Origin of the sequence: Pseudogracilibacillus sp. ICA-222130, assembly GCF_037892545.1 — a bacterium.
Classification (GTDB): Bacteria; Bacillota; Bacilli; order Bacillales; family Amphibacillaceae; genus Pseudogracilibacillus.
Genome location: NZ_JBBKBG010000001.1, coordinates 93,400 through 113,822, shown reverse-complemented (window position 1 = coordinate 113,822; position 20,423 = coordinate 93,400). Strand labels below are relative to the sequence as shown.

The 20,423-nt window shown below is 32.5% G+C and carries 25 protein-coding genes; 10 read left to right on the top strand and 15 right to left on the bottom strand.

Annotated elements, in window-relative coordinates:
• Window positions 1–48: 48 nt before the first annotated feature.
• From WKT09_RS00570 to gpr, 3 genes are all read right to left on the bottom strand, one after another.
• Entirely contained in the window at window positions 49–315 is a 267-nt protein-coding gene (locus WKT09_RS00570) for a hypothetical protein (protein WP_340414171.1), read from the bottom strand.
• Window positions 316–327: 12 nt separating this feature from the next.
• Entirely contained in the window at window positions 328–1,359 is a 1,032-nt protein-coding gene (gene spoIIP / locus WKT09_RS00565) for a stage II sporulation protein P (RefSeq protein ID WP_340414170.1), read from the bottom strand.
• 169 nt (window positions 1,360–1,528) lie between these two features.
• Entirely contained in the window at window positions 1,529–2,617 is a 1,089-nt protein-coding gene (gpr, locus tag WKT09_RS00560; protein WP_445323958.1) for a GPR endopeptidase, read from the bottom strand.
• Between the two features lie 185 nt (window positions 2,618–2,802).
• Between gpr and rpsT the strand changes: the two genes are divergently transcribed.
• Complete coding sequence (rpsT, locus tag WKT09_RS00555) at window positions 2,803–3,069, top strand: 30S ribosomal protein S20 (protein ID WP_340414168.1); 267 nt, start codon at window positions 2,803–2,805, stop codon at window positions 3,067–3,069.
• A gap of 62 nt (window positions 3,070–3,131) precedes the next feature.
• Here rpsT and holA read toward each other — a convergent pair whose 3' ends face one another.
• Entirely contained in the window at window positions 3,132–4,163 is a 1,032-nt protein-coding gene (gene holA, locus WKT09_RS00550) for a DNA polymerase III subunit delta (RefSeq protein WP_340414167.1), read from the bottom strand.
• 170 nt (window positions 4,164–4,333) lie between these two features.
• Here holA and WKT09_RS00545 point away from each other — a divergent pair, with 170 nt between their 5' ends.
• Complete coding sequence (locus WKT09_RS00545; RefSeq protein WP_340414166.1) at window positions 4,334–4,465, top strand: YqzM family protein; 132 nt, start codon at window positions 4,334–4,336, stop codon at window positions 4,463–4,465.
• A 41-nt stretch (window positions 4,466–4,506) separates the two neighbouring features.
• Here WKT09_RS00545 and WKT09_RS00540 read toward each other — a convergent pair whose 3' ends face one another.
• The 11 genes from WKT09_RS00540 to WKT09_RS00490 form a co-directional block, all read right to left on the bottom strand.
• Window positions 4,507–6,705 (bottom strand): DNA internalization-related competence protein ComEC/Rec2, encoded by a 2,199-nt coding sequence (locus tag WKT09_RS00540; RefSeq protein ID WP_340414309.1) that lies wholly within the window; start codon window positions 6,703–6,705, stop codon window positions 4,507–4,509.
• A 103-nt stretch (window positions 6,706–6,808) separates the two neighbouring features.
• Window positions 6,809–7,258, bottom strand: coding sequence for a ComE operon protein 2 (locus tag WKT09_RS00535; RefSeq protein WP_340414165.1), 450 nt, complete (start codon window positions 7,256–7,258; stop codon window positions 6,809–6,811).
• A 30-nt stretch (window positions 7,259–7,288) separates the two neighbouring features.
• The gene (locus WKT09_RS00530) at window positions 7,289–7,897 is read right to left on the bottom strand and encodes a helix-hairpin-helix domain-containing protein (RefSeq protein WP_340414308.1); all 609 of its coding nucleotides are present in this window, start codon (window positions 7,895–7,897) and stop codon (window positions 7,289–7,291) included.
• A 115-nt stretch (window positions 7,898–8,012) separates the two neighbouring features.
• Window positions 8,013–8,759: a class I SAM-dependent DNA methyltransferase gene (locus tag WKT09_RS00525; protein ID WP_340414164.1), complete on the bottom strand. Its 747-nt coding sequence runs from the start codon at window positions 8,757–8,759 to the stop codon at window positions 8,013–8,015.
• A gap of 4 nt (window positions 8,760–8,763) precedes the next feature.
• On the bottom strand, window positions 8,764–9,108 hold the full coding sequence (gene rsfS / locus WKT09_RS00520; protein ID WP_340414163.1) for a ribosome silencing factor: 345 nt from the start codon (window positions 9,106–9,108) through the stop codon (window positions 8,764–8,766).
• A gap of 14 nt (window positions 9,109–9,122) precedes the next feature.
• Window positions 9,123–9,677 (bottom strand): bis(5'-nucleosyl)-tetraphosphatase (symmetrical) YqeK, encoded by a 555-nt coding sequence (gene yqeK, locus WKT09_RS00515; protein WP_340414162.1) that lies wholly within the window; start codon window positions 9,675–9,677, stop codon window positions 9,123–9,125.
• Window positions 9,667–10,233 carry a nicotinate-nucleotide adenylyltransferase gene (locus WKT09_RS00510; protein ID WP_340414161.1) on the bottom strand — a complete coding sequence of 189 codons (567 nt, stop codon included), beginning with the start codon at window positions 10,231–10,233 and terminating at the stop codon, window positions 9,667–9,669. The genes yqeK and WKT09_RS00510 overlap by 11 nt, the downstream gene beginning before the upstream one ends.
• Before the next feature lie 211 nt (window positions 10,234–10,444).
• A complete protein-coding gene (gene yhbY / locus WKT09_RS00505; RefSeq protein ID WP_340414160.1) occupies window positions 10,445–10,738 on the bottom strand; it encodes a ribosome assembly RNA-binding protein YhbY in 294 nt (97 codons plus the stop codon).
• Between the two features lie 7 nt (window positions 10,739–10,745).
• Window positions 10,746–11,576 (bottom strand): shikimate dehydrogenase, encoded by an 831-nt coding sequence (gene aroE / locus WKT09_RS00500; RefSeq protein ID WP_445323952.1) that lies wholly within the window; start codon window positions 11,574–11,576, stop codon window positions 10,746–10,748.
• Between the two features lie 18 nt (window positions 11,577–11,594).
• Window positions 11,595–12,701, bottom strand: a complete 1,107-nt coding sequence (yqeH, locus tag WKT09_RS00495) for a ribosome biogenesis GTPase YqeH (protein WP_340414159.1) — start codon at window positions 12,699–12,701, stop codon at window positions 11,595–11,597.
• On the bottom strand, window positions 12,694–13,239 hold the full coding sequence (locus WKT09_RS00490; RefSeq protein ID WP_340414306.1) for a YqeG family HAD IIIA-type phosphatase: 546 nt from the start codon (window positions 13,237–13,239) through the stop codon (window positions 12,694–12,696). Before WKT09_RS00490 ends, yqeH begins: the two co-directional genes overlap by 8 nt.
• Window positions 13,240–13,671: 432 nt before the next feature.
• Here WKT09_RS00490 and WKT09_RS00485 point away from each other — a divergent pair, with 432 nt between their 5' ends.
• The 8 genes from WKT09_RS00485 to sigK all read left to right on the top strand — a co-directional run bounded on the left by WKT09_RS00485 (window position 13,672) and on the right by sigK (window position 20,311).
• A complete protein-coding gene (locus tag WKT09_RS00485) occupies window positions 13,672–13,803 on the top strand; it encodes a sporulation histidine kinase inhibitor Sda (protein WP_340414158.1) in 132 nt (43 codons plus the stop codon).
• A gap of 110 nt (window positions 13,804–13,913) precedes the next feature.
• On the top strand, window positions 13,914–16,250 hold the full coding sequence (locus WKT09_RS00480; RefSeq protein WP_340414157.1) for a Na+/H+ antiporter subunit A: 2,337 nt from the start codon (window positions 13,914–13,916) through the stop codon (window positions 16,248–16,250).
• Window positions 16,251–16,589, top strand: coding sequence for a Na(+)/H(+) antiporter subunit C (locus WKT09_RS00475; RefSeq protein WP_340414156.1), 339 nt, complete (start codon window positions 16,251–16,253; stop codon window positions 16,587–16,589). It abuts the gene before it with no gap.
• Complete coding sequence (locus WKT09_RS00470) at window positions 16,582–18,057, top strand: Na+/H+ antiporter subunit D (protein WP_340414155.1); 1,476 nt, start codon at window positions 16,582–16,584, stop codon at window positions 18,055–18,057. Before WKT09_RS00475 ends, WKT09_RS00470 begins: the two co-directional genes overlap by 8 nt.
• A 5-nt stretch (window positions 18,058–18,062) precedes the next feature.
• Window positions 18,063–18,539, top strand: coding sequence for a Na+/H+ antiporter subunit E (locus WKT09_RS00465; protein ID WP_340414154.1), 477 nt, complete (start codon window positions 18,063–18,065; stop codon window positions 18,537–18,539).
• Entirely contained in the window at window positions 18,536–18,847 is a 312-nt protein-coding gene (locus WKT09_RS00460; protein ID WP_340414153.1) for a monovalent cation/H+ antiporter complex subunit F, read from the top strand. Before WKT09_RS00465 ends, WKT09_RS00460 begins: the two co-directional genes overlap by 4 nt.
• Window positions 18,819–19,208, top strand: coding sequence for a monovalent cation/H(+) antiporter subunit G (gene mnhG, locus WKT09_RS00455; protein ID WP_340414152.1), 390 nt, complete (start codon window positions 18,819–18,821; stop codon window positions 19,206–19,208). Before WKT09_RS00460 ends, mnhG begins: the two co-directional genes overlap by 29 nt.
• A gap of 395 nt (window positions 19,209–19,603) precedes the next feature.
• Window positions 19,604–20,311 (top strand): RNA polymerase sporulation sigma factor SigK, encoded by a 708-nt coding sequence (sigK, locus tag WKT09_RS00450; protein ID WP_340414151.1) that lies wholly within the window; start codon window positions 19,604–19,606, stop codon window positions 20,309–20,311.
• The last annotated feature ends 112 nt before the right edge of the window (window positions 20,312–20,423 follow it).

Genomic DNA, 20,423 nt, shown 5'->3' with positions numbered 1-20,423 from the left:
CAGTACCCTTTATTACTTTCAATATTATTTCACTGTCCTATGTTTTCATCAGAAAAATAAGGAGGCAAATTGATAAAGAAAATCTACTAATGTTGTCATTAAAAAATTAAATAGTTTTTCTATTTTACTAGTGATCGTATAAATAAAAGGTTCGTTTTCTTGTACAATCGTCTCTTGTTCTTCCGGTTCATAATTCCATAAAGGTTGTTCTCTGACATCTATCGTCGGTTCTTCCGTTTGTGCATCTACAGATTTATACGTCATCCCACTTACGAAACAAAATATACAAATGATCATAATGAAAAAAATCCTCATTGTCATTTCCTCCTATTCCTTCATTACTTTTTCTGTATCAAAGTAAAATTGACTAAACGCATCTGCAAAAACATCTACGGTTGCATATAATTCATCAAAGGTATTTTCATAACCTCCAAGCTCAATTAGGAGTGCATTTTCCGATAAATCTTGATTATAAATACCGTCGTTTCCTGGACCAGATTTCGTAATTACTCCTCTACTTAAGCCAGGATATGTTTCATCGATTTTTTTATGGAGTGTTGTAGCAATAGACAAATTTTTCTCGTACTCTTTATGATCTCCTCCAACGACAAATAGTATTGTCGCATAAGTTTTATCGTTAATCGTTTTCGTTGTTTTATCTCTCGGTAAACTATCACGGTGAATATCGATAAAATATTGTAATTGATTATTTTCCTTCATGACGTCTGCGACAACTTCTCTAGATGCTTCATATGATTGATAAAATTGCCATCCTTTTTTATGCAACATCCCTGTTATATCCGTATCATCTACTGTCACACCAATATTTCTTTTTTCCAACTGTTGTCGAAGTCGTTCACTTATTTTTGTAATATTTACTTCGTCATGGTAAGCGCTATTCGGATTCTCTTCCTTTAAATGTGGCAAAAATGATTCACGATTATGTGAGTTATACAAAAATACCGTTTTTGATTGTGTATTCGGTGTTATTTCTTCTTGTTCCTCTTCTTTTAAATTAGCTTCCCTATCTTCGAGAATTAATTCTAATGGTGGTCCTGATTCATGTGATAAAAATTGATGTGTATCTAACTGTTCACTTTGTACGATAATATTTCTCTCGTAAATAGAAATTCCAGGTATTTCTTTAAAGAGGAATGATTTCATATCATCTAGTTGCACACTCGTGATAAGTTGAAACAACGTATCTGCAACAGAAACTCGTTCTGTATCTTCCATCATGACACCAAAAGCCTGATTTTCCGCATTAAATAAATGGATAAAAAGTGAATCTTGTAAATGGATTGTCCAACTCGAAAAAAAAGATGACGACCATTTATCTGTTGACTTAAATGTCGTCATCCACCCGATGCATATAAATAAAAATATCGTTATGATAAACGAAAGGAGTATTCTTTCATAAGACTTCTTTAGAAACATTCGTATCACCCTTACAACCATCATTTTATATGATTTACTTTTGCGTTTGTTATATATGACATTGTATGTATCGTAAGGATGTTTAGAACGTTTATTTTGTATAATCTGTTGTTTTCTTTAATTTTACTTTTTCATGTAAACATGCATTAATAGCCTGTGCTAATAAATGTGCCATGTCTTCCATATATTGATCCACTTCTTTTGGGGTTACAATTAAGTTTTTGCCAGAAGGCGTTAATATTTCCTGTAAAAACGATCGTTTTTCGTCATCAGATAAAGCACCAATCATACCAAGGTATTTTTTTCTTTCCTTTTCATTTGGTAGGTCACTTTCTGATAAATTTTCATGTTGAATGGGAAGTATATTCGGTAAAAGAGCTGTTTTCGGGCGCCCTTCCTCCTTTGCTTCTCGTCCAAGATTTTTTAAAATTTCATTCATCGTATCATGTACGATGGTCACTGCATCCACAACAGTAGGTACACCAATTGCAAATACGGGGATATGTAATACCTCTTTGCTTAATTCTTTTCGTTTATTCCCCACACCAGAACCAGGATGTATTCCTGTATCCGTAATTTGAATGGTTTCATTAATTCTTTCAATCGACTTAGACGCTAATGCATCCACGACAATGACGAAATCAGGTTTTAATCTTTCTATGACACTTAAGACGATGTCACTCGTTTCCATTCCCGTCGTCCCCATGACCCCAGGTGACATTGCTGCCACTCGTCGGTATCCCTCGTGCAGTGTTTCGTCATCGATGAAAAACAAATGGTTCGTAACTAATAATTTATCGATTGCCATGGGTCCTAATGCATCAGGAGTAATATTCCAATTTCCTAATCCAATTACTAAACATGTTGCATCTTCCTCAATCCCATGAGAAGTTAATAATTCATTTAGTTGTTTACTAATTATTTTTGCCGTTTCTAATTGTTTGTTTGCATCTGATTGAATCACTGACTTGGTATGAACCGTAATATAGGTCCCACTTTTTTTATTAATTTTAGATGCAGCAGATTCTTTTACATGAATGGTAGAAATCTTCATTCCTTTTTCACTTTTTTCCGTGATTTTTACTCCTTCAATTTCTTCATTTGTTTCTTGCACATACATTTCTTTTGCTTCCATAGCTAGATCCGTTCTTATATTATGCATGCTCCATTCCCTTTCTATTTCCAAATATGTATACTTAGTTTAAGCGTAAATCTTATTTTTATGTACAACGGTTGAAATTGCGCCCGTTATTTGATAAAATATTTCTGTCGAATTGCGTTGCTTTACGTAATGGAACAACGAATGAATTGGATGAATAAATATTTCATACAGTGAGAACGAAACTATTTATAGGAGGTGACATCATGGCTAACTTAAAATCAGCAATTAAACGTGTAGAAGTAAACAATAAAAAAAGAGATCGTAACCAAGCGATTAAATCTGATATGCGTACAAATATTAAAAAAGTTGAAAAGTTAATCGAGGCAAATGATGTAGAAAATGCAAAAGTTGCATTTTCAGCAACTACGCGCATCATTGATAAAGCAGTTCAAAAAGGGGTAGTACATAAAAACAATGGATTACGCCATAAAGCTCGTTTAGCAAAAAAACTTAATAATGTTACTGCATAAGTTCATTATAAAAAAGATTCCAGTAATAACTGGAATCTTTTTTACTAAATAAAACTAAGTTGTTACGCATACTGTTCTAATGTGGATAATTGATATAAGAGCATTTCGAATGCGATTGCCTTATCCATTACACCTGTTTTAATTTTTTGGTCCGTATTGGTTAATTCCTCCATAATATTTTGTAATGTATGAATTGAATAGCGATTACTTCGCTCACGCGCAAGCTTAACAACATATGGATGTACGTTAACTTCTGACTGAATTCGTTGTAGTGGATATCCTTTATTAACAAGTAGTTTCACTTGGAAAATGATTCTAAATTGATAACTCAATAAAGCAAGTAGCCCTATTTCATCTTCGCGCATTTTTTCTAATCCTTTATAAATATGTATCGCTTCATACAAATCATTTTTTAATACAGCATCTACTAATTGGAGCGCCGTTTGATTTAAGGAAGTAGACATTAAATTACGAACAATCTCCTTTGTAACATGACCACCTTCTCCAACGTATAAGGCAAGTTTTTTTATTTCAGATGCTAACAAAGTTAAGTTTGTCTCAAATTCTGCCTCTAATAGCTCACAAGCATCAGCATCCATCGTTATTTGTTCTTCCTTTGCTAAATATAACACCCAATTTCTAAGTGCTTTTTCTTTTAATGGTCCACAATGAACGACTTCTACATGTTTTTTTAATATTTTCGTTATTTTTTTACGTTCGTCTAGTTTTTCAAATGGAATAATACAGATGAGTACAGAATAATTAGCGGGATGCTGTACATACGCCTCAAGTGTAGTGACATCGTGCTCTACTTGCATCTTTTCTTGTTTAGATGTAATAAAACTCATATTTTCCGCAATAATTAATTTTCGATCTGTAAAAAATGGTATTGTTTCTACATCAACTAATACATCTTGAATAGCTGTTTCGCGTAAATCATAATAATTAATTTCCTCTTGTATTTCATCCTCTAACAGATCCATAATTTTTTGTTTAAATAAATCGATAAAATATTGTGATTCTCCATACAATATGTACACTGGTTGAACATTGTTTTTCTTTAGTTTCTTGAATGCATCATTAAAATCTACCATATTATACACTTTCCTTTTTATTCATTAGGTTAATCATAGCAAAATTTCCTGTTTATTGATATAATTTAAGGGCAATCAATTTATAAATAATTTTTTAAAAAATAGCTTAGTCTAAAGTAGAATTATTTCACGAAATAATTTATACTTATAGAGAAACAGGAGGGATTAAGATGAACGAATTTGAAAAAGACCCACAAGAAAAATCACTTGACGTACCACATGCGGCAACTGGTTTCATCGCTTCATTTGTATTCTTTATTTTTATTTATATACTCGGAGCAGTAATTGCACAAATGAACTAATCGCATACATACGTTGCATGAGGTTGGATAATAATCCAACCTCATTTTGTTTGCTTAAATTCTCGGAAATATGCATGATCCTCTTTATAGTGAAATTCCACTGCACCCTCTTCATCTGTCCGATATATATTTATATGATGGCCTTCTAAACGATCGATCACTTCTGTTGCAGGATGATTATATCGATTATTTTCTCCCACAGAAATAAGCGCTACCTTTGGTCGAACATGGCGCAAAAGCACATCACTCGTAGATGTTTTACTTCCATGATGTGCAACTTTCAATACATCTATTTGTAAATTAGGGTAATGCTCTATCAATGTTGCTTCATTTTCTATATACATATCTCCCGTAAATAACCATGTGGTAGAACCAAATCTCACCAATATATTTAGTGAATTTTCATTTGCATCATTTTTATTGAAGTTAGGTCCAATGATATGCCATTTTATGCCGTTTTCTTCCATGGATGTTCCCGTTTTAATCCGCTTAATTTTATCTATCTCCCTCGCAACACGGGAATTTTCTATGTCGAAATATTCGGATACGATAATTTTTTGGACGTGAAATTGATCCATAATAAACGGTATACTTCCATCATGATCAAGATCTTCATGACTAATAAAAATAGCATCAATCTTCTGAATACCTTTGCCATATAAAAATGGACGTATGACATTTTTATAAACAGAATTAGTCGGCTCCATATTTTCGTATGAAAATTTTGCTCCGGCATCAATCATATATACCCCTTTTCGATATGGCAATTCAATAACAAAAGCGTCTCCTTGCCCTATATTTAACATCGTTACAGTACCATACGGATTAAAATATGGCCGTAATGCTAGAAAAATTAAAAAGGAACAAAATAATAAGCCTGTTATCATTGCCTTTTTCCATATTTTTCTTTCTAAACTTATGAGGAATAATACGAAGAAACTATAATATAAAATAACCGTGAACATATTCATGGATCCAATAAATAAAGGAAATTGACCAAACGTATCAAGTAATGTAATAAGATTTAAAACTTTTTCATGCACAATACGAAAAAGTGTATCAACGAATGAGGTAATTACACCGGGTAATAATATGATGCTAAGTAATTGAATAAACAATATTGGCATTACAAATAAAGTAAAATAAGGGATAACAAGAACATTTATTATAATAGATAAGGGTTGAAATATGGAGAAGTAATGAATTTGGAGTGGCAAAATAGCCATCTGTGCAATAAAACTAATTTGGAGTGCTTGTACCCAACGAATTTTTGTATTTTTTAATAGTTGGGATGAAATAATTAAACTAAAAGTGACTGCAAATGAAAATTGAAATCCAATGTGATAGATAATGTAAGGTTGAAAAATAATTAACAATAGCATAATCATACTTAATAAATCTGCATAAAAAATGTTTAACGAAAATCGTTGCATAACCAAGACGACGATAACCATTAAGGAAGCCCGCCACACGGAAGGTTCTGCACCTGCTAGAAATATATAAATTGGCAAAAAACAAACGATCATAAGTAAAGCATTTTCCTTTGTCGTTACACGCATGGAAACTAATACGAAATAAAGTAGTGCTGTAATAATTCCTACATGTAATCCAGATATCGCTAATATATGAGAAAGACCCCAACGTTGGAATGTGTCCATTATTTCTTCGTCTATTTGAGCTGTATGACCAAATAATAAGGCTTTCATCCATGCACTCGTGACATCTGAAACATTCATATCTATTTTTGTCATGATGGTTTTTCGTATTTCATATAACTTTTGTAAAAAAGAGGTTGTCGTTTTACAATGAAAATGTTCGGTAGGTGAAAGGACTAATTGTTTGTAAATCCCTTGTTTCGCTAAGTAAGTAGCGAAATCAAATTCATAAGGATTTGTCGCTTGCTTAGGAGCGCTTAACTCCCCTTCAAACTGACAAACTGCGCCATACTGTAGGTGCGATAGCATTTGGGATGATGTATCTTTCTCTTTAAAATATGTCGTATATATTTTTTCACCCTCTACTTCCACTGTAAAATAAATCGTTTTATCTGTCTCCTCTATCTTCGTAATAATTTCCCCTTGTATGGTCACATTTTCATTTTCAATTGGATCCTTATGTTCAATAGTTGGGAGATACGCATATGCGATACCTATCATACCTATACTCGTTAAAACGATGGAGATTTTGAGGCCCCTATACACGTATAAATAAACAAGCCAACTAATATATAAAATAATCAATATATAAGATTGGAAATAAAGACTAATTGGTACGAGAATGACGGCGAAAACAATGATATAAAAATGAAATTGAAAAGGATACAATGTTTGCCATTGCCTCCTTTTATTTCACAGTAATTTCAACATCTGTTAATGGAATTTTTTCGTAATCGATATTCGCTTCTTTAAGCAATTGTTCCGCAATTTTATTGTTACGATAATCATCTGAATAATATATTTTCTTCACTCCTGCTTGAATAAGTTGTTTTGTACAATGTAAACATGGGAAATGTGTAATATAAATAACTGTATCATTTGTCGACACACCGAATTTTGCACATTGTAATAACGCATTTGCTTCCGCATGAACGGTGCGTACACAGTGACCATCAATTTCTAAACAGCCTTCATCCGTACAATGAATTCCATCAGCGACAGACCCGTTGTACCCTGTTGCAATCAATCGATTGTCTTTTACAATAACTGCTCCTACATTCAATCTTGTACATGTACTACGTAATGAAACGATATGTGCTTGTGCAATAAAATATTGTTCCCAATTTAAACGGTTCACCTTGTATTCCTCCCTGTATAGCATGTTTGTTTACGGTACAGAAATTTGATCTCGTATATTTTCTAGCGTTTTCTCCCCTATACCGCTTACATTAAGTAAATCTTCAATCGTTTGAAACGGTCCGTTTTCCTCCCGATGGGCAATAATGGTTTCCGCTTTTTTAGGGCCGATGCCATTCAATGTTTGAATTTCTTCTACCGTTGCATGATTAATGGCTATCTTTCCATCTTGTGCATGTTGAGTGTTAGTGGAGGAAATGTTCGGCTGTGTATGTTCAATCTCTTCTCCAATTGTCGGGATATAAATAACCATTTCATCCTGCAACCGCTGCGCTAAATTAATTTGGTTTTCATCCGCATCCTCTGTTAATCCACCTGCTAAATCAATCACATCTTGGATACGGTCTCCTTCATTAATTTTATATAAGCCTGGATGTTTGATGGCCCCTTTAATATCAACCAACAAGATAAGCGGTTCTTCTGCTTCTACTGTCGTTTCTTTTTCGTTTTGCGCAAATACATTGTCTTGTTGATCCACGATCATCGATGTTTCTTCTTCTTTTTTTGAAAAAAATTGCAACAATATAAATGAACCAACGACTATGATAACAATACCAATGACTCCATATTTTCGCCACATATCGAGCAAATGTATTCCCCCTTTATCATGTATTTAAAATGATTATAGGAGGATTTGTTCGTTTTGTAAAATCGGCATAGATAGAAGAAAATCCGAGAAATAGCATTTTCTCGGATTATTTCTGTGCAAAAATGAAAATTCGCTCACCTTTATCTGTAGAAATTTCATTTTGCATAGAAAAATCAGCATAAAATTTAATTTTACGAAATCCAATATTATGTAACACATTTGCATATGTTTCGATATTGTATGTCTTTTCTTCATGAATTTCATCGAAGCGATGATATGTCCCATCCACTTGTTTTTCAAAGATTGTTAAATAATGTGTCATAGCCCCGATTTCTTCCCCTGATTCACAAAACCATATATAAGCAAGTTCATCGGTTACATCAGCAAATGTTTGATCGACTAACATTTTTTCTACGTATGGAAGTGCATGAATATCAAAAATAAATGCGCCGTCTTCTTGTAGGTGTTCATATACACGCTGACAAACAGTTGTCACCTCATCGATATTTGTTATGTAGTTCATGACATCACAATAACTAATAAATAAATCGGTATTAGAAAAACCTTCCAAGTTTGTCATATCTTGATGAATCCAAGGGATATGGACGCCTTGTTGCATTGCTTTCGCTTGTGCAACAGTTAACATATCTGACGAGATATCTACTCCCGTTATATGAAAGCCGCTATTAGCTAAGCGAATCGCAATTTCACCTGTTCCACAGCCTAAATCGACGATATTTTTTGTTTTTAATTGATTTGATTCGATCATGTCTTTCGTAAATTGCACCCAGCTATCATATGGTGCATGTTCCATCAAACGATCATATACGTATGCAAACTCATTATAGGTCATTTATTTATTGTCCCCCTACAACGTCTGCATCGCCCCATAGTTTCTCTAAATTATAGTACATTCTTTCATCTTTATGGAATACATGACATACTACATCTTTTGCATCGATTAAAATCCAACGAGCTTGTTCAAACCCTTCCATTCGTTGAATATCTACACCATTTTCTTCCACTGCATCTTTAATGGAACGAGCGATTGCTTGAACTTGTCTTTCGTTATTTCCATGACAAATGACATACCGGTCGGTAATTGGCGTCAATTGTTCCATATTTAATACAACACAGTTTTCAGCTTTACGTTCCTCTGCAGCTTCTACAATGATTTCTACTAATTCATTCGTTTCTTTCAAAAAAAATCTCCCCTTTATTTCGCTAAATCATTATAAGCTAAAATTGTATCTGGATGAAGTGTTGCATTTTTGCTTATTAAAAAAATAAGTGTATTTTTTAATGCCTGAAATGCAGCTCTTTTTAAATCAACTTTAGCTAACTCTCTCACTTCTTCTACTCCTGGGAAATCTCTACCAGGCTCGATATAATCTGCCACAAAAATGACGAGTTCCTCTACAGTCATTTTTTCCCTTCCTGTTGTATGATAATACATACAATTATAAATCGTTTCATCCGTTATTTGAAATACATCTTGAACAAAATGTGCACCGACTGGACCATGCCATAACTCTTTATTGTATGTAAGTAATGTTTCGTCGATATTATATTGTTTTATTTTATGCATCAATACATCGTCGGGTTCACATTTACATATATCATGTAATAATGCTGCTTGTTCTACAATTTCTCTGTCGGCATTATATCGCACAGCTAGCTCTTTTGCTGTATCATAAACACGCAATGTATGTTCATATCGATTTTTACTTAAATGATTTTCTAAGTATTTCCTATACTGTTCATACGTCATATAATTGATGCTCCTTTATATAAACATACACAGAATCTAGTATCATATATTGGGCTGAAATATGATGTCGTATTCGTTCACGAATATCTGTTGATGATATGTCGATCATCGGAATATCCACTAATAAAACTGGAAAATCAGTCTCTGTTTTGTATGTCGAACGTTTCACACCGATAAACGTGATCATTTTCATCAGTTCATCAATTTTATACCATTTTGGCAAATATTCAATCATGTCAGCCCCGATAATAAAATAAAATTGATGATCATACATTTCTTGTAGTTGCTTTATCGTATCATAGGTGTATGATTTCCCTTTACGTTGCAATTCGATATCATGCAAATAAAAATGGTCATTCGTTGCTATCGCTAATTCCACCATATTTTTCCGATGTTTATTCGATGATGTCGTATTCGTTTTATGTGGTGGTTCATTCGTTGGGATAAACCATATTTCATCTAAATTTTGGCGATGTAACACTTCATTCGCAATGATTAAATGCCCGATATGTGGTGGATCAAATGTGCCACCAAGTATTCCTACTTTTTTCTTCATTTCATCCCTCTTTATTCCATTCATTGTTTTATCGTCCAAATGATGTACAGAAATTTAGGATGCTATGAGCATAAAGATTTCTTATGTTACATTTAGAAGGTTTGAACAAAGTTTCTGCACAACGTATTTTCTCTTACCAAGATCATTAAAAATTTTTAAGTAATGGACGAATTAATTATCATAACTATTCGTTTCCATTCACACTATAGGACTAATTCGGTAATGTAATTGTTTTATTTTCAACTGATTCGCGGTATAAAACAATCGTGCTTCCGATAATTTGTACAAGCGAGGCATTAGTGCCATCGACTAATTGTGTAGCGATATCATCTTTCTCTTCTAAACAATTTTGTAATACAGATACTTTAATCAACTCTCTTTTTTCTAACAGATCGTCAAGCTGTTTCATTAAATTTTCGTTTACGCCACCTTTTCCAATTTGAAATAATGGCTTTTCATGGTGTGCTTTTGCACGTAAAAATCTTTTTTGTTTTCCTGTTAACATATGTTAATCAACCTTCCAATTTCTTTTCTAATTGTGCATCTAATTGTTCCATTTTTGGTGTGGTGTTTGTCCATATTTCAAAAGCATATTGCGCCTGATATAACAACATCGTATGACCAAAATGAATCGATGCACCTAATTGTTTTGCACGCTGTAAAAATGCTGTCTCTAATGGTTGGTATACGATATCACTAACGATTGCCTTTTCATGTACTTCGTTCAATTCAAGAATTGTTCTATCTGTATATGGTTTCATTCCGACTGATGTTGTCTGTATAACAAGAGGAAAAGTATGGATACATTGTGATGCTTCTTCTATTGTCATCACCTTTCCGTTCCTTTGCCCGATGATACTTACAGCTTTTTCCAACGTTCTATTTGCAATGGTAATATTCGTAAACCCTTCTTTTATTAGTGCATTGTAAATTCCCTTGCAAGCTCCTCCAGCTCCTAATAATAATATTGCTTTGTTTTTTTCATTCGCTAAAACTGGATATTTACTTAATAAAGATCGGACGTATCCAGCACCATCTGTATTAAATCCATACCATTTGCCATTTTTATTAAGTACGGTATTGACAGCACCGATCATGCTCGCTTGTTCATCAAGCTCATCTAAATATGGAATAATCGTTTCTTTGTATGGTGCAGTAACATTAAATCCATCTAATTGTAATTCTTTAAATGTTGCAATTTTTTCATCAAATGGTGCATGTACATCAATTTCATATATATCATATGTTCCTTCTATATTCGTACGTTCGAAAAATTGTCGGTGAATCCACGGTGATAAAGAATGTTGAATGGGATAACCGATCAAACCAAACTTATACATCAATATCAAACCTTTCTCTCGTTAAGATGACATAAATGAATCGCGGATAGATACACTAACTCCTTTTGGACTATGTACTTCTATCGTAACATTTCCTTCCAAAATTGTAATCCAACCTAATCCCGGAAAAACAATATCTGTATATCCTTTAGAAATTTTATACGATTGTTTTACAAATGGAGGTAATTTTTGTAATGTTTCTTCATCTGGTGGACTTAATAATGCCCCATTTTGTTTTTCATACAATGTATCTGCTTTTTCTAATTTAGTCCGGTGAATCGGTAATTCATTAGAGAAATAACAAACAAAAGTTTGTTTATTTCCTTTTATAAAATCAAATCGTGCTAAACCACCTAAAAATAACGTCTGTTCACTATTTAGTTGATAGTTACGCGCTTTAACTTCCTTTTTTGGTGAAATTAATTTTAAATCATGTTTTGATACATAGTGTGCCATTTGTTCATGGTTCATGATTCCAGGAGTATCAATTAATGCCGAAGTTTCGTCCAACGGTACTTCTATAAAGCCTAAGGTAGTACCAGGAAAATAGGATGTCGTAATTGCATCTTTAATGCCAGTGGCACGACGAATGAACTGATTAATAAAAGTAGATTTTCCAACATTTGTTACACCGACCACATGAATATTACGACCCCGACGTTCTTTTTCCATAAACATGGCAAGTTGATCCATATCATGTCCTTTTAAGGATGAAATTAAATAAATATCCTCCACTTTTAAACCAATTTCTTTTGCCATTTTAAATAGCCAATGTTTTAATTTTCTTAAGTTGGATGACTTCGGTAATAAATCGACTTTATTTCCAACTAAAATAATTGGATTATCACCTACAATTCTAGGCAAACTTTTCAATAAAGTTCCATTTACATCAAAAATATCAATGACATGAACGACTAAACTATTTTCATTCCGAATGGTACTTACTAAATGTAAAAAGTCATCACTATCCATTGGAACAGTCGTATTTTTATTGTAATGTCTCATCTGAAAACATCTTTGACAAAGAAGTTGTTCTTTATTTAAAGAAGATGCAGGAATATAACCAATGGCTTCTTTATTTTCCGTTTGAAGTTCTGCCCCACAACCACCACAATATAAATCACTCATCACGTAACACCCTTTTCGATAATTTTCCTTTTACATAAAATCTATTTAAAATTTTCTGTTCCATTCGACGGTTAAACTTTGTAATTGGTGCATCGCTTTGCACAATTGGTACGACTAAAATCGTATAAAAACCAGCACGATTCCCGCCGAATATATCTGTTAATAGTTGATCACCAATAACGACTACTTCATCTTTTTTTACACCCATCAATTTTTGAGCGCGACGAAATTTCGATTTTAAAGGTTTATTTGCTCTATGAATAAAGGGAAGATTTAACGGTTCTGAAAATATCCGTACTCTTTCTTCACTATTATTAGAAAAGATCGTTACTTTAATATTCGCTTCTTCGATGCTACGTAACCAAGTTTTAATTTCTTCTGTAGCATTACTTACATTCCAAGGTATTAATGTATTATCCAAATCCAAAATAATTGCTTTCTTTCCATTGTCTTTTAAAAATGTTGGTGTAATATCATACACCGTATCTACATGTTTATTTGGTAAAAATAATTTTAACAAAAATGTCACCTCTAATATATTCTTTCTATTATTTATCCATCCATTTATTTTATAAGTAATTGTTGCTGCTTAATTATAGCACGTACAAGCATTTTTAAAAACAATCTACTATTCCTGCGGCAAGATAATATAACGATGAAATAATATACAAATTAAATGGTACATACAATATTCCATTCATTTGTTTTCATTCTACGATGAGCGTAAAATTTTGTCGAAAAACAGGTGGAATTTTGTCAAAACACGAAGACTTTTCGACAAAATTCCACCCATTTTATACAAATGTGTATAACTATCCTTATTTCATAACGTTGATATAACGGAATTCCTGAAAGTTATCACCAACATTACTCACAGCTTATGCACATAAAAAGAGTGGTTTATCTTTACTTGTCCAAGGGTTCTTTTCATGATAAATTAAACAGACATGAATTTTAAAGGAGAAAGAAAATGAATGAATTATCAAATGAAATGTTAATGGATACGTATGTACATGCTGTACAATTGAAACTAGATGATCACTTTATATTATTGCTTGAAAAGGAATTATCACGACGTAACTTATATCATTTTTATCATTAAATTTTTTATATGTAATACTTTATTTTTAAACGAAATATCTCTATACTTAAATACATATGCATTGAATTTTTGGTAGTTTTTTTTTGAGCAGATTGGAGGACAAACAGAGAATGCTTTTAGCAGTATTAGCACCACTTATTATCGCATTTTTCATCCCTACTTTAAGTAGATGGAAATCAACCATTCACACTGGTATATTTGTTTTTTTCGTTCCTTTCAGTATATTTTTATTTTTCATACAACATATTGGAAAGGATTTCATCCCGATTAAACAAGTATTTGAATGGATTCCATCGTTACATATTAATTTTGATTTATACTTAGATGGACTAAGCTTATTATTCGTTCTACTTATCTCTGGAATTGGATCACTTGTTGTGTTGTATTCTATTTTTTATTTAGACAAACAAGAAAATTTAGGACATTTTTACGTTTATTTATTAATGTTTATGTCCGCAATGTTAGGAATTGTTTTATCTGATAATATTTTCGTCTTATATTCTTTTTGGGAATTAACATCTATCTCATCATTTTTATTAATTGGATATTGGCATTTTAAGGAAAAATCCCGATACGGTGCATTAAAATCTATGATGATAACTGTTTTCGGTGGTTTAAGCATGCTCGGTGGTTTTTTACTACTTTCCGTGATCACGAACACGACGAGTATTCGTGTGATGATAGAGCAAGCAGATTTAATTTTGGAAAGTGAATATTTACCATTAGCACTCATTTTTATTTTAATTGGGGCTTTTACAAAATCAGCTCAATTCCCTTTCCATATTTGGTTACCGGATGCAATGGAAGCTCCTACACCAGTAAGTGCTTACCTACACTCTGCAACAATGGTAAAAGCAGGGTTATATTTAGTTGCGCGATTTTCTCCGATTTTCTCGCAATACGATTGGTTTTTTATTATTGTAACGACTTTTGGAATCATTACATTATGTTGGGGTTCTTACATGGCTGTTCGACAAACTGATTTAAAAGCAATTTTAGCTTTTTCAACGGTAAGTCAACTTGGAATGATTATGGCAATGTTAGGATTTGGGACAGATATTGCTATTTTTGCTGCAGTATTTCATATTTTAAACCATGCAACATTTAAAGGTAGTTTATTTATGGTAGCGGGAATCATCGACGTACAATCAGGAACAAGAGATATACGTCGCCTCGGTGCTCTATATACACTCATGCCAATTACTGCAACATTAGCATTATTTGGTACATTTTCAATGGCAGGGTTTCCACTACCATTTTTAAATGGATTTTATAGTAAGGAATTATTTTTTGATGCTACATTAGGTTTAACAGCAAATGATGTTGGTATTTCAGCAATAATAGCGGCAATTGTTCCATACTTAGCTGTATTCGGTAGTATTTTTACATTCGTTTATTCCATGTATTTATTTTTTGGTGTTTTTGGTAAATCAAAAAATAACCCAGCAGACTTACCAACAAAACCGAAAGAAGCTTCTATTGGCATGCTACTATCACCTATTATTTTAGTATTAGGGGTTGTGATGATAGGTTTAGTTCCCAATTTGTTTAACAATGGGTTATTGGTACATGCTGCAACGAGTATTAAAGCAACAGCATCATATGAACATATTAAGTTCTGGCATGGATTTAATACCCCATTTATGATGTCATTAATCGTTGTAGGGCTTGGGTCAGTTCTTTATCTGACGAAGGATAAATGGGTCAAGGTGTATGATGTATTACCAGGCACATTAAGCTTTAACAAAGTGTATGATAAAACATTAACTTATATAGACAATGGAAGTAAAAAAATTACAAATTCGTATATGACAGGATCATTACGTCATTATATGTTATTAATCGTTGGTTCCATGTTTATCATCTCATTTATTTTTATGTATATAACAGACGGATTTGCTATAAATATGTCTGACTTGGCTGATATTACGTTTATTGAAGTTGTTGTCGTGATAGCAATCGCTATTGCTGCGGTTGGAACCATTTTTTCTAACCATAATATCACTGCTATTTTAATTTTAGGTATTACTGGATATGGTGTTGCAATTTTATTTGTATTATATCGGGCACCAGATTTAGCGTTAACACAATTAGTGATTGAGACAATTACAATGGCATTATTCTTACTTTGTTTCTATCATTTCCCTAAATTGAGAAAAAGAGATGAGTCAAAGAAAACAATCTTTACAAACCTTTTCGTATCAATTGGTTTTGGATTATTAATGACGACCATTGGTATTTCTGCATTAAGCAGTAATTGGTTTGATAAAATTTCGGATTACTTTGTTGAAACATCACTTCCAATTGGTGGTGGACGAAACATCGTAAACGTAATTCTAGTAGACATGCGTGGATTTGATACATTGTTTGAAATTGCTGTTTTAGGACTAGCAGGTTTAACTGTATTCGGCCTCATTAAATTACGGAACAACAAGGGGGCGAAATAAATGGAGTTTATTATAGCGATTTTGGCTGGAGTGTTATTTGCGACTGGTGTGTATAATCTTTTACAGAAACAATTATTACGAATTGCGATTGGTACAGGATTAATTTCTCATGCGGCACATTTATTTATTTTAACGATGGGTAAATTGAAACGTGGCCAACCTCCAATCATTGTCGATAATGTTACAAATTATACAGATCCATTACCACATGCTTTAATTTTAACTTCCATTGTAATTAGTTTCGGGGTTACAAGTGTTGTATTAGTGCTTGCATACCGAACAATCAATGAAAATAAAACAGATAATATGGAGCAATTAAGGGGCAATGAATATGAGTAATTTAGCTATACTACCTATCGTATTACCACTATTAGCTGGTACGATTGTTGCTTTTACCAATAAAAAAGTTACAATCACAAGGTTTTTATCGAAAATATTTATTTTAATTCATTTAGCGTTTACTATATGGATTACATACCTCGTTTTTACAGATGGTACAATTATATTAGAAACTGGTAGTTGGGTTGCTCCATATGGGATTATTTTTGTCGCTGATTATTTATCAATCTTATTAGTTTTAACAACAGCGATTTTAAGTACTGCATGTATTTTTATTGCACCAAAACTTGTCTCTGAACAAAAAGAAATATTTTACTTTTATACATTTACATTTTTGTTAATCAGTGGTGTTTCTGGTGCATTTTTAACAGGAGATTTATTTAACTTATTTGTATTTTTTGAAGTATTATTAATGGCTTCTTACGGATTAATTGTTCTCGGAGGAAGCAAAGAACAATTACGCGAATCTTTAAAATATGTTTTAATTAATTTGTTTTCATCTGTCGTTTTTGTAACGACGGTAGCATTTTTATATGCAGTTGTAGGTACAGTGAATATGGCACATATTGCAGAACGTGTACACGAAGTAGAACAAGCTGGAGTATTAACAACGATCGGTATTGTACTATTTTTCGTTTTTGCAACGAAAGCTGCCCTCTTCCCTTTGTACTATTGGATGCCTAAATCATATATCGTACCGAATCCAGTAACTTCTGCTTTATTTGGTGCATTGTTAACGAAAGTCGGAATCTATTCGATTATACGTGTTTATACGTTAATCTTTATTTATGAATCCGATACAATTCGTAATTTCTTTATCATCATTGCAGGATTGTCGATGATTTTCGGTGTCATAGGGGCATTATCAACAAATGACATTAAATTAATTATTGCGTATAATGTTATCCCTTCTATCGGGTTTGTACTACTTGGTTTAGCAGTATTTAACGAGACAGGTTTAACTGGTTCAACCTATTATTTAATTCATGATATGATTATTAAAACCGCTCTCTTCTTACTTGTCGGTGTCATTTCATATGTTGCCGGTACATCAGACTTAAAGAAAATGGGTGGACTAATTCATTATTATCCTAAACTCGGTTGGATGTTCTTTATTGCTACATTCGTTTTAGCGGGAATTCCTCCATTTAGTGGTTTTATCGGCAAGATTTTACTTCTAAAAGGTGCTTTTGAAACAGACCATGTGATCATTGTCATTGTCGGTTTATTGACGAGTTTACTTATCCTATATTCCGTCATGAAAATTTTCATATTAGGTTTTTGGGGAGAAAAGAAAAAGAACTTTCAGGTTAAACGTATAAACGGAATGTTATACCCTATTGTATTTTTACTTATTTTCTCTATTTTTATGGGGATTGGAGCAGAGTTTGTATATCCTCATATTGAAACAGTTGGCGAATATTTATTAAATCCAGAGGCATATATTAATTCCGTATTAAAGGAGTAATGAACATGACTTTTCAAATTGTTGTTAATTTAATTATATCCTTTATGTGGATGTTTTTGAGTGAAGATTATACATTCGTCACATTCATCTTTGGATATATTTTAGGTGCTCTTTTATTACTACTTTTAAATCGATTATTCCCTAGTCGATATTATTTAGCACCTATCTATAAATTTTTCGTATTATTTCTTATCTTTATTCGTGAACTTATTTTATCGAATATCGATATCGTTAAAATAGTATATAAGAGGAATCCTGATTTCGAACCTGGTATATTTGCACTTCCAGTTGAAGTTGAAAAAGATTGGGAAATCACTCTTTTAGCGAATTTAATTACCTTAACACCAGGAACATTGTCTGTGGCAATCTCAGATGATAATAAACAAATTTTCATTCATGCAATGGATATTGAAGACAAAGAAGAAGCTATAAATGATATTAAAAATACATTTGAAAAAGCGATCATGGAGGTGACGAAATGATAGATGTATTACATGTCGTTGAACATATATTATATATTACAACACTTATCTGTATTACTGGTATTGCATTATCTTTGATTTTACTTATCTATCGTGTCCTAGTCGGTCCGTCGAATCCAGATCGTGCTACTGCTTTAGATGTGATTGGTGTTTGTTTAATGGCAACAGCTGCATTAACATCAATATTACTTGCAACAACAAAATTAAACGATGTTATTTTATTAATTGGGATTTTATCCTTTATCGGTACATTAGCATTAGCAAAATATTTAGAAATGGGTGTTATCATTGACCGAGACTCTGATTAGTATCATTATGAATATTATTATTATCATTCTAATGTTGTCAGGTACCTTTTTCATTTTTTCTAGTGCTTTAGGAATCAATCGATTCCCCGATGTATTCACTCGTTTACATGCAGCAACAAAAGCACCAACATTGGGAATTATGAGTATTTTACTTGCAACATTTTTATTTCTTTACGGTTCACATCAAATCGTAAGTGGAAAACTACTCTTGGCAATTTTATTCATATTTTTATCTTCTCCTGTCAGTGGACATATGCTTTCAAGGGCTGCTCATAAAGCAAATGTAAAGCCTTATTTACGTCATCGCGAAGATGAATATGAAACATATATGCGAACAAAAAATAAAAAACAAGCGAAGTAAATATGAAAGAAACTTGAACAAGTCCAGGGAAGTGAAAAAGATAATTTCAGTAAAGTAATTTGTACTGGAATTATCTTTTTATCTTATTTGATCCAGTCACTCAATAAATGTGCAACGCTTTTATTATTTTTAAGCAAGTGTGTTCTAGTAATATCAGGAAAAAGCTTTTTTAATGGGCTCTTTGTCAAATGGTATTGGTGACCCTCTTAAAGTCATCTAATATTTAATTGTGTTGAGAGCCTTTTAATGATAATCGGTCCTCTTTATTTTTGTATGTTAAAGAGGACCGATTTTTTATTTTAAAACTAACGATGTCTTATCTCTTTTAAATTGGACGTGCAATTTCCTCCGATCTTATTCATACAATGGTAAAAATATGTGATAGGAGGAATCAAATGTCGACAATTTTAGCGATCATGACATATTTTTTAAAACAGTACGTTGTATTCGTTTCGTATATTAAAAACAACGCATTCCCCCATCCATTAACAAAAGAAGAAGAAGAAAAATATGTAGAAGCGATGCTTGCTGGCGACACGATGGCAAGGGATAAATTAATTGAACATAATTTGCGCCTAGTAGCGCATATCGTAAAAAAGTATGGTGATACAAACGAAAAAAGTGAAGATTTGATTTCAATTGGTACAATTGGTTTAATTAAAGGCGTAGAAAGTTTTAAAGCAAATAAAGGAGCAAAGCTTGCAACATATTGTGCTAGATGTATCGATAATGAAATTTTAATGTATTTACGTTCATTAAAGAAATCAAATAAAGATGTGTCTTTATATAGTCCAATTGGCCAAGATTTAGAAGGAAATGAAATGACTTTAGCCGATATATTAGAAGCAGATATAGAAGATATTGTGACATCCATAGAAAAACATATTGAAATTGAAAAGTTAAATCGTTATATTCATCTTTTATCCGAACGGGAGCTGTTTGTTATTATTCACCGGTATGGAATTCATAAAAGTGAGATATTAACACAGAAAAAAATTGCAAAACAATTAAATATTTCCCGTAGTTATGTATCTAGAATTGAGAAAAGAGCTTTAATGAAATTACTTAGGGCGTACATACGGGAGGAAGAAAATAAATCTTAAAAAAATCATACATGTATGAAGAGGTATACCCGTAAAAGTTGGCTAACTTTTTACGGGTATATAAATTTGCAACATTATGATTTATTACGTTTAATTTTGCGATGGTCATCAT

Coding starts and splice junctions, on each gene's coding strand:
- WKT09_RS00485 (WP_340414158.1), top strand. CDS start 13,672: ATGAATGAATTATCAAATGAAATGTTAATGGATACGTATGTACATGCT.
- WKT09_RS00545 (WP_340414166.1), top strand. CDS start 4,334: ATGAACGAATTTGAAAAAGACCCACAAGAAAAATCACTTGACGTACCA.
- WKT09_RS00530 (WP_340414308.1), bottom strand. CDS start 7,897: ATGTGGCGAAAATATGGAGTCATTGGTATTGTTATCATAGTCGTTGGT.
- WKT09_RS00480 (WP_340414157.1), top strand. CDS start 13,914: ATGCTTTTAGCAGTATTAGCACCACTTATTATCGCATTTTTCATCCCT.
- rpsT (WP_340414168.1), top strand. CDS start 2,803: ATGGCTAACTTAAAATCAGCAATTAAACGTGTAGAAGTAAACAATAAA.
- yhbY (WP_340414160.1), bottom strand. CDS start 10,738: ATGTTAACAGGAAAACAAAAAAGATTTTTACGTGCAAAAGCACACCAT.
- WKT09_RS00460 (WP_340414153.1), top strand. CDS start 18,536: ATGATAGATGTATTACATGTCGTTGAACATATATTATATATTACAACA.
- holA (WP_340414167.1), bottom strand. CDS start 4,163: ATGGTAGATTTTAATGATGCATTCAAGAAACTAAAGAAAAACAATGTT.
- spoIIP (WP_340414170.1), bottom strand. CDS start 1,359: ATGACGACATTTAAGTCAACAGATAAATGGTCGTCATCTTTTTTTTCG.
- WKT09_RS00525 (WP_340414164.1), bottom strand. CDS start 8,759: ATGACCTATAATGAGTTTGCATACGTATATGATCGTTTGATGGAACAT.
- yqeH (WP_340414159.1), bottom strand. CDS start 12,701: ATGAGTGATTTATATTGTGGTGGTTGTGGGGCAGAACTTCAAACGGAA.
- WKT09_RS00510 (WP_340414161.1), bottom strand. CDS start 10,233: ATGAAGAAAAAAGTAGGAATACTTGGTGGCACATTTGATCCACCACAT.
- WKT09_RS00470 (WP_340414155.1), top strand. CDS start 16,582: ATGAGTAATTTAGCTATACTACCTATCGTATTACCACTATTAGCTGGT.
- WKT09_RS00570 (WP_340414171.1), bottom strand. CDS start 315: ATGAGGATTTTTTTCATTATGATCATTTGTATATTTTGTTTCGTAAGT.
- yqeK (WP_340414162.1), bottom strand. CDS start 9,677: ATGACGTATGAACAGTATAGGAAATACTTAGAAAATCATTTAAGTAAA.
- WKT09_RS00475 (WP_340414156.1), top strand. CDS start 16,251: ATGGAGTTTATTATAGCGATTTTGGCTGGAGTGTTATTTGCGACTGGT.
- WKT09_RS00465 (WP_340414154.1), top strand. CDS start 18,063: ATGACTTTTCAAATTGTTGTTAATTTAATTATATCCTTTATGTGGATG.
- sigK (WP_340414151.1), top strand. CDS start 19,604: ATGTCGACAATTTTAGCGATCATGACATATTTTTTAAAACAGTACGTT.